Source organism: Chryseobacterium sp. MEBOG06 (assembly GCF_021869765.1).
GTDB lineage: Bacteria > Bacteroidota > Bacteroidia > Flavobacteriales > Weeksellaceae > Chryseobacterium.
The window spans coordinates 3,878,934-3,896,368 of sequence record NZ_CP084580.1; the positions used below are offsets into that span (position 1 = coordinate 3,878,934).

Consider the following 17,435-nt stretch of genomic DNA (forward strand, 5'->3'; position numbering starts at 1 on the left):
TTAACACAAAACAAATAGTCAGAAAGTTTCAAAACAAAAAAATATTAAAACACAACTGATCATTAACAAAATTTTAATAAGTCGTAAATATTTTACCACCCTATGCTAATTGTAAGAAATTCATTAAAAAATTACATCAATAATTGGCTTTGAGTAAATAATATAAAAAACAAAAAATATAAATCCGATAAAAAACACGATAAAAAAGTATAAAATACCCAATAAAATCACAAAAAAACAAAGCACCCCAACAATTGAGATGCTTTTTACTATTTTTAGAATAAATAATATCACTATTGATGCCTGTAATACCTGGCTCCAATCCTAACAGGGTTATCAGCTTCTACAGAATGAAGACCAAAACCCCTGTACTTTTCATTAACGGATCGCTCAAGCTGTTTTCTATGAAGTTTTTCATAAGTTTCAAAGTCAACAGGGATTCTATTATTTAAACTTTCAAATAAATTCCATTTTTCAACCACTTTTTTCCAGTTTTCAGAGACCTTTCCTGCAAAAACTTTTGATTTTGAACCACTTCCATATCCCACGAACCCTATTTCTTTCCCATGAAGTTCCTCATTTTCGTTAAAAGAGGTCTGTAAAGCAGAAAGAAGGGCCATAAAAATAGATGCTGTATACATATTTCCTATCTCAGAAGAAGCTCTTTGGGTCTTTTCTATTTTATCGCTGATCAGTTTTATATAATCTTCTGATTTTGCAACGGCTTTCTGGTCTTCAGGGGTCTCATAAGGAAGTCCTTTTTCAATACTGTAAATCTCTGTAAATACTCTTTTTCCATGAAAGGCATATGGAAGATGAAAGATAATGTATTTCCAGCTTTCATAAGGTTTCTCCTTTCCTGAGATTTCTTTATAATGATGATAGGCTTCCCGGATTCTGTCCTGATAACATTGGTTGGAATATTGTCCGTCGAAAACAGGCTCGTCTGTAAAGATTTCTATTTTTTCAGGATAAGTCTCAGGAGCTCCTTTCAATTCTTCTTTTTTGTGCGTTCTTCTGGGTTTGAAAAAATCAAAAACACTTTCCGAAGCCACTCCCCAGTTATTTTCTATTTCAAGAAGATCAGGTTTTGAAGAGATCAGAATAGCAACAGCTCCTCCTCCCTGTGTATATTCACCTGAAGAAGCTAATTCATATTTTGCATAATCACTGGCAATTACGACTGCTTTTTTATCAGGATTGACCCTTACAAAATCCAAGGCATTATGCAATGCATCTACCCCTCCTACACAAGCAAAAGTCATATCCAGAATATCACAGTTTTTAAAACTTCTTTCTCCAAATTCTTCTTCCAGCACCTTTTCCACCATCTGTACCGCATAGGAAGCTGTAGGTTTTGCTGCATCCACAGCACTTTCTGTTCCCAGATATACTCTTGCTATTTCTTTTGGACTGACAGTATAGTCTTTTATAAGTTTCAGCAATGCTTCTGCTGCGAATGTAGCTGCATCTTCATGAACGTCCGAAAGTCCCATTTTATGTAGTCCCAATCCTTTCTCCAGCTTCGCCGGCTCTATTCCTCTTTTTTCAGCTAAATCCTTAATCTCCAAATACAAAGAAGGCACATAATAGCTTGCCGCCTCAATTCCAAAACTCATAATTTTCTAAATTTTAAACGAATTTATGAAAGATAATGTAAAAAGCAGTGGTAAAAAATGCTGATTTTTGTAATATTATTAAAAATAAGTGTACCTCAGAGATATAAATAAAGCCGGCAAAATCTGCCGGCTTTAATTTTCACTTATCTTCAATCATTTCTGATTGCCAAAAATTTCGATTCTATTTATAGTTTTCAATGGCTTTATTCAATACATCAATCTGCTTGTTGATACTTGCTGCATTCTGAGGATTCTGTCTCAGCAGTTCCATTTTTTTACTTAAACCGTCTTTTAGTATTTGAGCCATCATCATTTTAGCCTGTGGATTGTCTGCCATCTGATTTTTTGCATAACCCGCTATTTTCGTAATACTTTCTGTCGCCTTCAAATTGTCTGAGCTCATAATCCAGTTGAAACCTTCTTCTGCTGCTTTTCCCAATTCCGGATTCTGGAATTTAATAAACGGATAAAAAGCTGCTAGTGGAGTAATATTCGTCATCTGGGAGGTTACTTTATTCTTCACAATAATCGGAAGCATTTGTCCGCGCAGTTCATCTGAAGCTCCATCTAAATCTATCTTATCAGCCAGTGTACTTGCTTTTGACGGGTCAATCGTAAGAAGAGCACTCAAAGAATTGGCTTTAACAGCGTTAGAAACTGCATTCACTCCTTTTTCAAAAATCGGAAAATATTTCTTGTCTTTTGTTTTTGCCAAAGAAGCAATTGCCGCAGCCTGAGTTAAGGTTTTCGGGTCATTAACCGCTATTTTCTCAACCTCTGCCCCCAAAGCCTTCATCTGTTCAGGATTGGTAAGGTCTATTAATTCCAAAGCTTTTATTCTTACTCTGAAAAACGGATCTTTCAATGCAGCAGCTAACAGTTTTACTACTGCAGGGCTTTTCCCGGTCTGATCTTTTATTCCTGTTAAGGCCTGATATCTGCTTTTGAATTCCTTAGAATTGGTAAACTGCATCAGATTCTGCTCAGGAGTTTTAGTATCGGTAATTTCGGCTAATAAAACTCCGTCTGCATTAATATTCAATAAATCCGGAGTTTTTGAAACATCAAAATTGAATGTATTCTTTGCTTCAGCATTTACCCAAACATGGTATCTCTTTGGTTTTCCGTTATCATAAACATCAATGGCCAGAGGAAATTCAAATGGCTGGTCCTGCGTTTGGGTAACGGTTACTGCAACCTGTTTTTTCACCGGTTCAAACGTAGATGTATAGTTTATTTTCGGGTTTCCGCTTCCAAAATACCATTGATTAAAGAACCAGTTCAGGTCTTTTCCTGAAACTTTTTCAAAGGATAATCTCAGCTGATGTGCTTCTGCATTCTGATATTCATTTGTTCTCAGATAATCATTCATTCCGGCAAAAAAGGCATCATCTCCAAGATAGTTTCTCAGCATATTGAGAATTCCTCCCCCTTTCTGATAAGTTACCAGGTCAAAAACATCTTCACGGGATGCATAGTTGAATCTTACTAAGTTTTTATTAAAATCACCCGGATTATGAAGATACATATTCACATCACTCATCAGATGATAATCTGCCTGATCTTTTCCATATTTATATTCATTCCAAAGGTATTCGGAATAGTTGGCAAAAGATTCATTTACCGTAAGATTGCTCCAGCTTTCTGCGGTCACAAGGTCTCCAAACCAATGGTGGAAGAGTTCATGAGCAATGGTATCTTCCCATTTATTTTCATCAATAAGCTGTCCCGGTTTTTGAAGGATATCACTTCCATGAAGTGTTGCCGTGGTGTTTTCCATTGCTCCACTCACATAATTCCTGCCGGAAATCTGTGCATATTTTGCCCACGGATAATCATAATTCATTTTTTTAGAGAAAAAATCGATCATTTCCGGAGTATTCCCGTAGATCTGTTTTGCATAAGGCTCATATTCTTTCTCTATATAATAGTCAACGGGAATATTTTTCCACTTGTCTTTTACAATAGCATATTCACCCACTCCCATAAAGAAAAGATAAGTAGAATGCCTTTTATCCATCACCCAATGATCAGTTCTAAGATTATTGGATTCTTTCTGTGAGTCTTTTAAAACACCGTTTGAAAGGGTAACATACTTATCGGGAACGGTCATATAAATTTCCTGAGTTGACTTTTGATTGGGTTTATCAATAGTAGGAAACCATGCTGAGGAAGATTCCGTTTCCCCCTGTGTCCAGATCTGAGTCGGAAGATCCGGGTCTGTTCCCTGTGCATTAATAAAATAAAGTCCTTTTGCATCATTGATGGCCATACTTCCTTCCTGCTTCACTTCATTAGGACGGGAAGTATACTTGATGTAAACAGTGTAATCCTGATTTTTCTGGTAAGTTTTATCAAGAGTAATTTTCAGAACATCGTCTTTGTATTCATACTTTAAAGGAGATTTTTTCCCATTGTTATCAAGCGCTACCTCATGGATCAGCATTCCCTTTGCATCTAGTGTAAGCTCATTCACAGGATAGAAATAAGGTGAAGCGGTCAGCCATTCTTCCCCATTCATCTGCTCTTTCTGATAATCGAAATTTACTTTCAGCTTGGTATGTTTAAGTTCCGTTACTTTGGTATGAGTAGCTCTGTACACTTTTTCTCTGCCTGAAGTCTCGGTTTGAGCTGATACGTTTGCGGAAAAAAGGATTCCCAGTATAGCAATTGATAAAATGGCCTTTTTCATCTGTTTACTTTATTATTTTTTAGAATTATTTCTTAATTATTATCTCAAAAATGTCATTGACTAAAGTCTCATAGTCACCCGTTTTAAGCTGCTCCTTAGTTTTGGCAAAAGCTTTCTTGAGTTCGCTTTCCGGATTTTCATCATCAATAATTTCTGCAGAAGCAACTCCTTTTAGCTGAAGGATGGCATTTTTTAAGACTTCGATATCTGCACGGTCTTCAATATTTATTTTTAAATATTTCATAATATATTCTTTGATAAGTATTTGATTTTTTCATCCCCTATTATCACACTTCCTTTTCAGGAAACAAAAATCAAGGCTGTTCTCCTTTCAAATTTAAAACTTATTTCAGAAACAATTGCTAAAGGAAAGCCTGTTTGGGACTTTTATGTCAGAATAATTTGAATAACCGGTTATTTGATACGGATCATTCTGCCGTTTTTATAAAGAAATTTAAACTCACAGTCTGCTTTGCGAACCATATTATAAACATGAATTCTCTGAGGGTTAATACCATTCATTTTACAAAGCATAGGCCCTTCCCAGTCGTCATAGAAAAGAGGTTCTCTGAGGGTAAGTTTAGGATTATTCTTAAGCTCGTTAAATACATCATATTCAAGGCAGATCTCTCCGTTCTCAATATGATTATCTTTTAGAGCTGTTTTCAATGTTCCAAATAGCTTGTTATTAAACCTGCTTGCGTAAATCCATGAGTTTTTTACACTGATATTAGTGATTATAAAAACAAAAGCAAGACCAGCAAGAAAAATGCTGATCGTTTTATTGTGCATTTTTAATTTAACAGACAAGAAAATAACTCCTGAAATAATAAACAGGGTATAGAAAAGCCTTATTGCTCCAAGGTTTCGGTTATTAAATCCAAAGAGTGTCGGGATATAAGATGAGAAAAGAAAAATGCTTAGTCCAAACAGTATGGAAACCAAAGAAAGAATACTCAGTTTTTTATAATCCTGTAATTTATTTTTAAAATCATAATCACTGAACAATTTAAAGACAATCCAAGGAATGATTGCTGACAATATTACATCTAAAACATTCATTTGTCTTATGTTCAGAAGCCCTCTGTAAATACCGGCAAAAAGGTCTTTAAAAAAAAGCTTCAAAGAAAAAACAACCACCTGCATTACTCTTTTCAGTTCAAATATTCTACTTACTTCATCTCTTTGATAAGAATTGACAAATACATTAGGCTGAATAATTTTTCTGAAAATTACGATTATACCTAATGTAAGAGCTGCAAATAAAATCCTTTTTTTATTGCCTTTGATCAGAAAGAGATGAAGAAGAATTAAAGGTAAAAAAATCTCATAGCTCAGTACTGATGCTATAAAAAATAATGAACTTACTACAACATTTTTTCGTACATATATATAGTAGATGCTTAATACAAAAAAGATGGTTGCCAGATTTGAATTGAGCATAATACTTGAAAACTGGATACTGGTACCTATTAAAGAGCAGGAATACAGCAAAGTAATAAGAAGGGCAAGTTCTTTTGACAGCATTTTCTGAGCCACCCAGTATATCACCATTAATGAAAGTGGAAAAAATAGAAGCCCGATAAAATATACAGATTCATTATTATGTGACAAAAAGGATAATGTTCCCATTACCAATCCTGATACCGGCCTCGCAGCCATTGTGGTAGAATCCAGAAAAGAGAAGATATAACTGAAATAAGAACCCGAAATAAATTCTGATTGATAGATACTGGCTAAATCATCTGTGAGAATTGCCTTCTTTTGAAAAACAGAAAGAAAGATATACAGATTGTAAACAATGATTAAGATATTCAAAAATATCAGGTAATTATTGTTCCGTTTTTCTTTCATCTTGTTTTTTAAAATTGGTGTAGTGGGTTCAGAATAACAGAAGCTTAAATCGCTACAGGCGCTTTAATTCCCGGATGCGGATCGTAATTTTCCAGAGTAAAATCTTCAAAATCAAAATCAAAAATATCTTTAACCTCAGGATTCAGTTTCATAGCAGGAAGTGGCCTCGGATCTCTTGACAGCTGTCTGTTTACCTGCTCAAAGTGATTATTATAAATATGAACATCCCCAAAGCTGTGAACATAATCTCCTACTTCCAGATCACAAACCTGAGCCACCATCATTAGCAGCAATGCATAGCTTGCGATATTGAACGGTACACCAAGGAAAACGTCTGCACTTCTCTGATAAAGCTGAAGTGAAAGTTTCCCATCTGCTACATAAAACTGGAATAGTGCGTGGCAAGGCGCCAATGCCATATTTGGAATTTCTGCTACATTCCATGCAGATACAATCAGCCTTCTGGAATCCGGATTTTTTTTGATCTGATCGATGACTTCTGTGATCTGGTCCACCACTTTACCGTCAGCTCCATTCCAGCTTCTCCACTGTGCCCCGTAAACAGGTCCCAGATCGCCATTTTCATTAGCCCATTCGTCCCAGATACTTACCCCGTTATCATTAAGGTATTTTACATTCGTATCTCCTTTCAGAAACCAAAGCAGCTCATAGATAATTGATTTCAAATGCACCTTTTTAGTAGTTACTAAAGGAAAACCTTTTGACAGGTCATATCGCAGCTGATACCCGAATACACTTCTTGTTCCGGTACCTGTTCTATCGGTCTTATCAGTTCCATTGTCTAGGATATGTTGTAAAAGGTCCAGGTAATTTTGCATTTTGAAATAAATTTAATGCCCCAAATTTAGCAAAAAAGTAATAAAAAAAACCTTCATTTCCATGAATGCTTTTGATTGTTTTATTAAACGTTTGTATATCTGCCATCTAGAGAGTATGACTCACAAAGAATACTATTTTGCTTAAAACAGGTTTCAGCGATATGTTTTTCTGACGGAAAAAGTAAGTCTAATCTGCTTTTTTTTATTGGTTTTGTATCTATTCTGTTTCTACTAAGAGAATCTTATGAAAGTTACTGTACAAAAACACTTATTTTCTCACTGTTTCCATTGATTGATTTCAACTGACCATATTTATTTTTATCAATAAATTTATCATTCCAATAATCAAGGCTTATCGGACCGAATTTAATAATTTTCTTGAATTTACTATCATCAATAATATCTTTGGTTCCATAATTAATGGAAATATCCCCTATAGATTTAAGTTTTCCGATTCTGCTGTTATCCATCATATCATTCGTCCAGTAATCAACCGCCAGGTTTCCGATCTTCTTTACTTTCCCAAATTTTTCTGTATTAAAAATGGAATCGTCCCAATAATCTATCTTACTATTTCCAATACTTTTAAGTTTGCCGTATTTGGCTCCCTCACGGTTAAAATCATCCCAATAATCTACTTTGATGCCGCCTATACTTTTAAGCTTTCCATATTTATACTCATCAAAATACTGATCATCATAATATTCAACAGAACCGTTCAAATCCGGGGAATGGAAATCACTGATCAATCCCTGGGAATCAAGTGTAATTATAAAACCATCCACCTTAAGGCTTACCGATACCAAATCGTATGATCTCCCTGAAATGTTGGCTCGGGTTTGCGCATTCATGAATAAACTTCCTATTAAAAAGACAATGAGAAGTAAATTTTTCAATTTCATAATTAAGCTAAGTTTTATTTACCAGATGTTTTCAATATTCTGAACAATATTGTTTACGGTAAATGTCTCTGCTATTTTCTTGCCAAACATTGCTTTCACCAAGGGAGATTCTGCTGAAACAGTCATTATTTTCTGATTGTCAAGAATAAATTCTCCCATAGAAGCGGAAACATAAAACATTCCCATATTGGTTTTAACCAATGCTCCATTTTGAACTTTTTCAGAAGGTTCAGCGGTAATTTTCTGCAAAACAGCCTGTTGGTTTAATGTTTCATTAAGCTGTCTCTGTAAGTTATTGATTTGCTGCTGCAACATTTCCCGTCCTGTTTCATATTTATCACCCATTGAGCTTTTTGTATCATTATTGGAAGCTCTGGTTTCAGCAATCAGATTTTCAAAATATTGAATCTTATCGGTAATTTTTGTGTTGATCTGGTCTAATATTTCCTGTTTGTTCATTGTTATGAGTAGAATTATTTTTATTGTTAGCGGCGGGAAGAAATCCCCTCTAAAGAAGAAGGGAATTCAGGACTGTTTAAAACTAATGGTTAAGATTTTAAAATTTCGGGCAATGTTTCAATGGTATCCACTTTTACTTTTCAAATACAGCATAATCTGAAACCTTGAAAGTAAAATCTTTTCCATTATTGAAATCTCTTTTAGTTTTATCAAAAACATTTCTGAATGCACCCTCTAAATGCTCATCCTGAATTGAAAAATTCACAGGTTCTTTGGACATATTTAAGACAACCAGCACTTCATTTTTTCCATTTTTTCTTACATACGCCAAAATTTTGTCATTGGCTGTTGTATTCAGAAAATAGGTTGTAACATTGGGATCTCCGCCTCTTAAAGCGGGATTGGAGGCTTTTAACTCTAATAATATTTTATAAAAGTCTGCTACCTGATAGGTATTGGTCCATTTAATAACATCTTTCTCGAAAAACTCCAGCCTTTTCATATTAGGAAGTTCCTGACCGGAATACAGTAACGGCACACCATTCCATGTTGCAGAAAATACGGCCATAGGTTTTGTGATTACTCCATATTTTTCATACTCTGTTCCGTTCCATGAGTTTTCATCATGATTTGATGTAAACCAGGCTCTCATAGAAGCATCACCCATATTGGAATATTGTATCAATAAATCCTTCAGCTCCTGAAGGGGTTCATTTTTCTTGTAATAATCGGCAGACTTATGCATCCATTTCCAGGAATAGCTGGCGTCAAAAACTTTTCCATACTCGGGGCTTTCCAGTTCATCAAATTCTCCCAGCCAGAAAAGAGGCTTTACTTTTTCCACTTCAGGGCGTGCCTGCTGCCAGAAATCAACCTCCACCCATGAAGCAAGGTCGCATCTGAAACCGTCAATATCAGTATCCTGCACCCAGAATTTCATTGCATCAATCATGGCCTGGCGCATTTCCTGATTTTTATAATCCAGCTCAATAATATCATCCATTCCTGATGCAATATGAAATTTCCCATCCGGATCTTTCAAATAAAACTCAGGATGTGTTTTGGTCCATACATGATCCCATCCGGTATGATTGGCCACCCAGTCGATAATGACTTTAAAACCCAACCTGTGAGCTTCATTTACCATATCTTTAAAATCCTGCAGTGTTCCGAATTCCGGATTAATAGAGGTATAGTCTGCCGCAGCATAAGGACTTCCTAAACTTCCTTTTTTATTTTGCTGGGCAATTGGGGTGACAGGCATCAACCAAAGGGTCTTTATCCCCATAGATTTCAGGCGGGGCATTTCTTTTGCAAATGCTTTGAAAGTTCCTTCCTGAGTATATTGTCTGATATTTACTTCATAGATATTGGTAGTGTGTTTCCATTCTTTTGGCAGTTCTGTCATCTTCCTTGTATTTTTTTGAGTGGTACAGGAAACAATTCCCAGACCAATTATGCTTAATAAAATTAATTTATTCATGAGTCCGTTTTTAACAAAAGTAAGGATTGTTTTGTGGATGAAAAGACTGAAAGGCAAATTTATAAAGGCCCAGATCAGCAAATTTTCTTACAGAAGCATGAATATAAAGTATTGTTTTCACAAGTTCACCCTTGCAGGTTTCCCTACGCAGCCGTTTTATCTTCATAAAAAAGCCCCAGACCAAAAATCCGGGGCTCTTATATCTATATCTTATCTTTCCTCATCATTGTCATCCTCATCATCAAAGACATCGTCGTTGTAGTCTTCTTCTTCCTCATCATCATAGCTGTCATCTTCATCAGAAAAGTTTCCTCCTGATCCAAAATCATCATCAAATCCGAACTCTTCTTCTGCCAAAGGCATTGCTGATTTCTTTTTGCTCCCTCCTGCACTTCCGTTCTTGCTAGGTGCCTTCAGAGGAACATTTCCAAATCTGTATACCGTAATTGGATAGTTTACTCCTTTTGTTTCTTCTATTACTTCTACAAGCTCACAGAAAAACTCCCACAGATCAAGAAGTCCATACTGGAATTGTGCTTTGTCTCCTGCATTCGCAAAAGCCTCGTCAATGTACACGTCTGACATAATCTCACCATCACCATCATCACTCATATCTTCCAATGGGACATTCTTTACTATTGTTCCGTCATCTTCTAACAGATTAAAAGTAGAAAGTTCATCGCCCTGAAGACTGAATGCACTTTTAATTCCTAAATGTAAGTTCCATAATGTTTGTTTTCCCTTAACTTCAATATCACGGAAAATATCCTCTTTCGCATCTAATATTACGCGGATTTTGTAAACCATATCAGTTTCTTAAATTACTTTTTGCCTTTATAATTATGATAAATCTCTGTTGCAAATATATAATAAATGAAAGGTGACAAAAAAATATTTCAGGATTTTTTAAAATATTTTTTTTTCTTACATTTTGCCAAAATTATTTACTTTTTTCAAGCATAAAACTAAATTTGGTTCCTTCAAGGTAAACGCTTTCTACGGTAATGTTTTCGTTATGAGCTTCAAGAATGTGTTTTACAATGGCTAATCCCAATCCGGAACCGCCTTCTCTCCTGCTTCTGCTGGTTTCTACACGGTAGAATCTTTCAAATATTCTGGGAAGTATTTCAGATTTGATTCCCATTCCGTTGTCTATGACTTCTATCAGCACTTTATTTTTTAAGACGCTTGTTTTTACAATCACTTTAGCTTCCTGCCTGTTGGCATAATGGATCGCATTGGAAATAAGGTTAATAAAAACCTGAGAAATTTTCTGTTTATCTGCCTCCACAAAGATCTGTGGATGAAGGGTTTGAATCTGTAATGTAGTATTCCGTTTTTCGGCTTCAAGATCAAGAAGATCAAAAATCTCTTTAATCAGAAGGTTTACATCAAATTTTGAAACGTTAAGATTGATCTCACCTGCTTCCAGCCTGTTGATCATATCAAGATCTGTCACAATGGCGATAAGTCTTTCCACAGATTTATCAATCCTATCCAGATACTTATCGCGAATGGTAAGATTATCTACGCCGCCGTCCATTAAGGTCTCTACGTACCCCTGGATAGAAAACAAAGGAGTCTTCAGTTCATGGGAAACATTGCCGATATATTCTTTACGGTAGCTTTCCATTTCCTTCATCATATCAATCTCCGTTGCTCTTTGCTGATTGAGATCTGAGAATCTTTCACCCAATTCTTTAATGGTAATATTTTCATCATTATCATTAACCATTTCCTGGGGAAGAATTCCGGAAAGACCTCGTACCTGTTTCTTTCCGTAATAATTGAAAAGAAGTTCAAGCACAACATAGTTGATAATAAATATCAGAACCACAGAGATCCAGAGACCCGTCTTGAATAAAGGGGTTTCGTAATAAATATCCTTTAGTGAATCAAAAATGATTACTAAAAAAAGCATCACCAATGTCAGCAGACAGGAGGCAACGAGGGTAAGTCTGTAAAATTTCAATTTTACAACGTTTTAAGGATTGAACGTAAAGTTAGATTTTTTTTATGATTAAACGATTAGTTTATAACCAATACCTTTTAGTGTCTGAATGGTGTTGATTCCTAATTTTTCTCTTAATCTTCTGATGTGAACATCGATGGTTCTTTCCCCTACAATCACATCATTACCCCATACTTTTTCAAGAATTTCTTCTCTTTTGAAAACTTTTTCAGTATTGGAAGCCAAGAGGTAAAGCAGATCAAATTCTTTTTTAGGCAAAAGAAATTGCTGTCCGCTTTTGGAAACTCTAAAATTATCTTTATCGATAACAAGATCACCTATCTCTATAAGTTTAGCATTCTCGGAAACCTGAGAGGTTAGCTGTAATAATGCATTGACTTTGGAAATAAGGATTTTCGGTTTGATCAATTTTACGACATAATCATTAGCACCGGCCTGAAAGCCTGCCAACTGGGAAAATTCTTCGCTTCTTGCAGAAAGGAAAACAATAAGTGTTTTTTGAAGTTCTTTCACTTTACGAAGTTCCTGACAAGTCTCAATGCCATCTTTTTCAGGCATCATTACATCCAGAAGGATAAGGTCCGGAATAATTTCCTTTGCTTTTTCTATACCTTCATTACCATTGGTGGCCGTATAGATATCATAACCTTCTTTTTCTAAATTGTAAGACAGAATCTCTAAAATGTCCAGTTCATCGTCTATTAAAAGAATTTTTTTGCTCATCTTCTAGTTTAAGAATTCCCACAAAAATAGGTATTTTCACCGGTCTTCTCATTTATGTTATGTTAACTAATTATTAAAAAACAATTTATCAATTTTAAATTAAAAAATCAATAAAAATATCAATATAAAAATACAGATAAAACAAATATACGAAAGATTAATTAAAATAAAAACAAAAAAAACAATCATAAAAAGTGAACTCTACTGCTTATTAATAGATATTATCTATTAACATAAACTTCACAATTAATTAAGATTCTCCTAAAGTTTTCTTAAAAACTTAGCCCTTATTTTGCCCTTGAAAAAGAAGTAAAAGAAGTAAAATGAAAAAACAACTCCACAAGAGCATTGTGCTACTTGCCTTGTTTTCTGCTGGCTATGCTTTTGCACAAAGTCAGGTTTTGGAAGGTAGGGTATTGGATGAGAAAGACAACACTCCTATAGAAGGAGTAAAGGTAAAAGTAAATGATAAGGAGGTAACGACTGACATTTCCGGCTACTACTCTATCAATCTATCACCCGGTGCCTCCTATATTGTAACAGTAAGCTCCAATGGATACAACAGAAAAGAAATCAGTGAAGTTATTGTAAAAAATGACGGTAACACGCACCTTGATATCGTGTTGGACAAGCCATCTGCCAAAGAAAAGGAAATTGAGGGAGTTGTTATAAAATCTAATGCAAGAAAGGAAACGATAGCCTCTACTATCGGATTACAAAAAAATGCCGGAGTAGTTTCCCAGGTTATAGGAGTAGAAGCTATTAAAAGAAGCCCGGACAGAAACACAGGTGAAGTTCTGAAAAGAGTTTCGGGAGTGAGTTTGTTTGACGGAAAATATATCGTAGTAAGAGGTCTTTCTGACCGTTACAACCAGGCGATGTTAAATGGTATCCAGCTTTCCAGTACGGAGCCTGATAGAAAAACATTCTCTTTTGACCTTTTTCCTGCCAACGTTATCGAAACCCTTGTCATCAACAAAACTTTTATCCCTGAATATACCGGGGAATGGGCAGGAGGATTGATCCAGGTAAATACTAAGGATATTCCTAATAAAAATTTCTTCAATGTACAGGTAGGTGTAGGAGGAAACACGGCTACAATGGGCCAGGAGTTCTTTATGCAGAAAGGCGGAAAGTGGGACTTTTTAGGAATTGATGACGGTACCAGAAAGCTCCCGACCAATATGCCTGCGAAAAATGCATTCAGCATTCTGACTGAAGCTCAGAAAACAGAAATTGGTAAGGGCTACACAAAAAACTTCGGATATAACAGTGTTGGATATCCTGAAAATATAAGCTTACAGCTGGACGGAGGTTTCAATACCAAACTTTTTGGAAAAGATTTGGGAGTAATTGCTGTTTTGAATTACAGCAACAACAAAAGAAGAACTGAGTCTACCAACCGTTTCTTTACCATCAACAATCAGCTTGCAGACACCAACTTTGATTATTTTACTGAAAAATACAGTAATGATGTTATTTTAGGAGGGATGTTGAACCTTTCTTTAAAGCTCAATAACAATAATAAAATCTCCTTAAAGAATATTATCACCAATAATACGGTGAATCATATGTCTTTCAGAACTGGAAAGGATTTTGAATTTGATCCGATCAACGGAACCAATATTATAGCCAGAGAAATAGGTTTTAAACAGACAACGTTCTACAATTCCACCCTTACAGGTACTCACAAAATAGAGGCTCTTGGAGGATTTAACGTAAACTGGTATGGAAGTTTCGGAATTCTGGATCAGTATATTCCTTTGCTGCAGCGTTTACAGTATAATCAGTATACAAATATGGACGGAAGTCCTTATCTGGCATTGATTTCCAATGGTCTTTCTCAAAAATCAGGAAGTGTTTTTTACTCTACTTTGAGTGACTATCTATATAATGCGGGTGGAGATATTTCCAAAACATTTACCCTGTTTGGACAGAAACAAACAATCAAAGGAGGATATTTATTCCAGGTAAAAGACAGAATATATAACTCAAGACCTTTCTCTGTAAGGCTTGAAAGATATAATGAAGGGTTACTTTCTCAACCTTTTGAAACCATCTTCAATCCGGGTAATTTTGGAAACGACGGAAGATTCACATTTGATGAAATTGCCGGAGACCAATACCGATATATTGCCAATACAATCCTTAATGCCGGATATTTACAGTTTGATAATAATTTCACACCATGGTTAAGAGCAATCTGGGGATTAAGAGTTGAAAATTTTGACCAGTTGGTAGGCAGTACAAAAAGAAGCGATGACCGTTTTGTAAATACACGTGTGACTGACTTTTTACCTGCGGTTAACCTGACATTCAAAGTAAATCCTAAAATGAATGTACGTCTTGCAGGTTCACAAACTGTTGTAAGACCGGAATTCAGAGAGGTTTCTCCTTTGGCATATTATGATTTCGATTTGGGAGCTACTGTGATTGGTAATAAGTCTATTGAAAGAACAAAAATTACAAACGTAGACCTTCGTTGGGAATATTATCCAAGAAACGGGGAAATCATATCCGTAGCAGGATTCTATAAAAACTTTAAAAAACCAATTGAATTATACTTCAACCAATCTGGAGTAGGAACCAGTAATACCTTCAATTATCTTAACGTAGATAAGGCTGATGCATATGGGGTAGAACTCGAATTCAGAAAAAAACTGGATTTCGCAAGCGCTCTAAAAAACTTTACATTGGGTGGAAACTTCGCTTTGATCAAGAACAGAGTAACGGATGAAGCAACTAAGATTGACAGACCAATGCAGGGACAGTCTCCTTATACGATCAACCTAAGCCTTCAGTATGATGCTGAGAAAAGCGGATGGTCTTCTACGGTACTTTTCAACATGATTGGAAGAAGAATTCTTTATGTAGGAAACGATCAGGTTCCGCCAATCTGGGAAGCTCCAAGACCTTTGCTTGATTTTCAGGTTGCCAAAAAAATATGGAACAAAAAAGGAGAGATCAAGCTGAATGTTTCAGATATTCTGAACCGTCGTGCCAAATTCTATCATGACCTGAATGACAATGGTAAATATGACAAAAGCGATGCACTTGCCATTGAAAGACTTACAGGAACCAATATCAGCTTAACACTGGGATACAGTTTTTAATATACTCAACAAATAATCTAATAAAAATAATTTAATTCTTTATAACATGAAAAAGTTCGTTTTATATTCTTTAATGCTTGGCGCTATAGTATCAACTACCGCTTGTAGAAATATAGAAGAAGATGGACCAACCATCGTTCAAGGTGGTAACGGAAACGGAGAGACTGAAAACCTTATTCTTTCAGGAAAAATCACATCGAATCTTACCCTTAAAGCTAATAAGATCTATAAGCTAAGAGGATTAGTATATGTAAGTAATGGAGCTACTTTAACAATCGAACCAGGTACAAAAATTGTAGGTGAGGCTGATAAAAACGGAGCTTTAATTATTACCAGAGGAAGTAAAATCATGGCAGAAGGAACCGCTGCCAACCCTATTATCTTCACATCAGAGAAACCAAGTCCTAAAAAAGGAGACTGGGCAGGTGTTGTAATTTTAGGAAATGCTCCTACCAATGCTTCTTTCGGAGGAGTAAACGGAGTTGGAGAGATTGAAGGTGGTATCAATAACTCTGAAGGTCTTGGGCTTTATGGAGGAACGAATGCTGCTGACAACAGTGGGATCTTAAAGTATGTAAGAATTGAATATGCAGGGTATGCTTTCTTACCGGATAAAGAGATCAACGGACTTACGTTCGGAGGTGTAGGTAATGGTACTACTGTAGATTATGTAGAAGTTGCTTATGCTAATGATGACAGTTTTGAATGGTTCGGAGGAACGGTAAACTGTTCTCACCTTATTTCTTATAAAGGCCTTGATGACGATTTCGATACAGATAACGGTTTCTCAGGAAATATCCAGTTTGGTATTGCAGTAAGAGACGCTCAGGTAGCAGACGTTTCGGGTTCTAATGCATTTGAATCTGACAACGATGCTAACGGTTCTCCGTTAACTCCGCAGACATCAGCTACATTCTCTAACATGACGATTATCGGGCCAATCAATTCTGCTGCTCCGGGCTCAATCAACTCATTATTCCAAAATGCATTGCAGATCAGAAGAAATTCAACAATTTCAGTATTCAACTCTGCTTTCACAGGATTCCCTGTCGGATTATTCATTGATGCTACCAAGGGTACACCAACTGATAACAACATTACAGGGAACAGACTATTCTTTGAAAACAATATTTTAGCAGGAAATACAACTCCTTTAAAATTCGGACCTTCTACTTCTACTCCAACGAATTATACATTAGCCGATCTTACCAATTGGTTTAATACTAAAGGAAACACCATTCTTGCTTCTACAGCAGATTTAAAACTTGCCGGTGCATGGGCTCCTGCAGGAACTACTCCAAACTTTACTCCTTCTGCCGGGTCTCCATTATTGACAGGTGGAACATTCACAAATGCTAAATTAAGCACTTGGTTCAAGAAAGTAACCTACAGAGGTGCCGTAGCTGATGCTAACGATACCTGGTATGCAGGATGGACCAACTTTAATTTATAGGATTACATACAATATAGTACTTAGATTTAATTTCAAAAAAAGCCTTCGGATGTATTTTCCGAAGGCTTTTTGATGCTCATCATTCGATATCACAAGAATCACGAATTTTCATTGTTAACAGATGTTTATATTGAATGAGTTTTCTCACTAAATTTTAAAGCAGACATGATACTGTTTGATTATCAGGTACCGGTTATTAATATTATATGAGTTTCAGCTAAAGCCAATTGGATTCATTTATTTCTTAAAGCGCGACAAAGCCCACTCCTATTGATGAAACAATTGATTTGAAAAATAAATATTGATGCTAAGACACCCTTTAATTC

Annotated in this window: 13 protein-coding genes; 2 read left to right on the forward strand and 11 right to left on the reverse strand. The window is 35.7% G+C overall.

From position 1 onward, the window contains the following. Nucleotides 1–293 precede the first annotated feature (293 nt). From LF887_RS17725 to LF887_RS17775, 11 genes are all read right to left on the reverse strand, one after another. Nucleotides 294–1,619 carry a hydroxymethylglutaryl-CoA synthase family protein gene (locus LF887_RS17725; protein ID WP_236855580.1) on the reverse strand — a complete coding sequence of 442 codons (1,326 nt, stop codon included), beginning with the start codon at nucleotides 1,617–1,619 and terminating at the stop codon, nucleotides 294–296. Between the two features lie 181 nt (nucleotides 1,620–1,800). Beyond that, the gene (locus tag LF887_RS17730) at nucleotides 1,801–4,311 is read right to left on the reverse strand and encodes a M1 family metallopeptidase (protein ID WP_236855581.1); all 2,511 of its coding nucleotides are present in this window, start codon (nucleotides 4,309–4,311) and stop codon (nucleotides 1,801–1,803) included. 25 nt (nucleotides 4,312–4,336) lie between these two features. Further along, nucleotides 4,337–4,555, reverse strand: a complete 219-nt coding sequence (locus LF887_RS17735) for a hypothetical protein (RefSeq protein ID WP_236855582.1) — start codon at nucleotides 4,553–4,555, stop codon at nucleotides 4,337–4,339. Between the two features lie 170 nt (nucleotides 4,556–4,725). Further along, nucleotides 4,726–6,165: a hypothetical protein gene (locus LF887_RS17740; RefSeq protein WP_236855583.1), complete on the reverse strand. Its 1,440-nt coding sequence runs from the start codon at nucleotides 6,163–6,165 to the stop codon at nucleotides 4,726–4,728. 44 nt (nucleotides 6,166–6,209) lie between these two features. Further along, on the reverse strand, nucleotides 6,210–7,004 hold the full coding sequence (locus tag LF887_RS17745) for a thymidylate synthase (RefSeq protein WP_236855584.1): 795 nt from the start codon (nucleotides 7,002–7,004) through the stop codon (nucleotides 6,210–6,212). Between the two features lie 251 nt (nucleotides 7,005–7,255). Further along, the gene (locus tag LF887_RS17750; RefSeq protein WP_236855585.1) at nucleotides 7,256–7,906 is read right to left on the reverse strand and encodes a hypothetical protein; all 651 of its coding nucleotides are present in this window, start codon (nucleotides 7,904–7,906) and stop codon (nucleotides 7,256–7,258) included. 18 nt (nucleotides 7,907–7,924) lie between these two features. Beyond that, nucleotides 7,925–8,365 carry a GreA/GreB family elongation factor gene (locus LF887_RS17755; RefSeq protein ID WP_236855586.1) on the reverse strand — a complete coding sequence of 147 codons (441 nt, stop codon included), beginning with the start codon at nucleotides 8,363–8,365 and terminating at the stop codon, nucleotides 7,925–7,927. A gap of 133 nt (nucleotides 8,366–8,498) precedes the next feature. Then, nucleotides 8,499–9,848: an alpha-amylase family glycosyl hydrolase gene (locus LF887_RS17760; protein WP_236855587.1), complete on the reverse strand. Its 1,350-nt coding sequence runs from the start codon at nucleotides 9,846–9,848 to the stop codon at nucleotides 8,499–8,501. A 210-nt stretch (nucleotides 9,849–10,058) separates the two neighbouring features. Continuing rightward, entirely contained in the window at nucleotides 10,059–10,655 is a 597-nt protein-coding gene (locus LF887_RS17765; protein WP_236855588.1) for a plasmid pRiA4b ORF-3 family protein, read from the reverse strand. A gap of 133 nt (nucleotides 10,656–10,788) precedes the next feature. Next, on the reverse strand, nucleotides 10,789–11,820 hold the full coding sequence (locus LF887_RS17770; RefSeq protein WP_236855589.1) for a sensor histidine kinase: 1,032 nt from the start codon (nucleotides 11,818–11,820) through the stop codon (nucleotides 10,789–10,791). Between the two features lie 48 nt (nucleotides 11,821–11,868). Continuing rightward, nucleotides 11,869–12,543: a response regulator gene (locus tag LF887_RS17775; RefSeq protein WP_236855590.1), complete on the reverse strand. Its 675-nt coding sequence runs from the start codon at nucleotides 12,541–12,543 to the stop codon at nucleotides 11,869–11,871. Between the two features lie 323 nt (nucleotides 12,544–12,866). Here LF887_RS17775 and LF887_RS17780 point away from each other — a divergent pair, with 323 nt between their 5' ends. Continuing rightward, nucleotides 12,867–15,656 (forward strand): TonB-dependent receptor domain-containing protein, encoded by a 2,790-nt coding sequence (locus LF887_RS17780; RefSeq protein ID WP_236855591.1) that lies wholly within the window; start codon nucleotides 12,867–12,869, stop codon nucleotides 15,654–15,656. Nucleotides 15,657–15,702: 46 nt separating this feature from the next. After that, nucleotides 15,703–17,109, forward strand: coding sequence for a hypothetical protein (locus LF887_RS17785; RefSeq protein ID WP_236855592.1), 1,407 nt, complete (start codon nucleotides 15,703–15,705; stop codon nucleotides 17,107–17,109). Nucleotides 17,110–17,435: the final 326 nt, after the last annotated feature.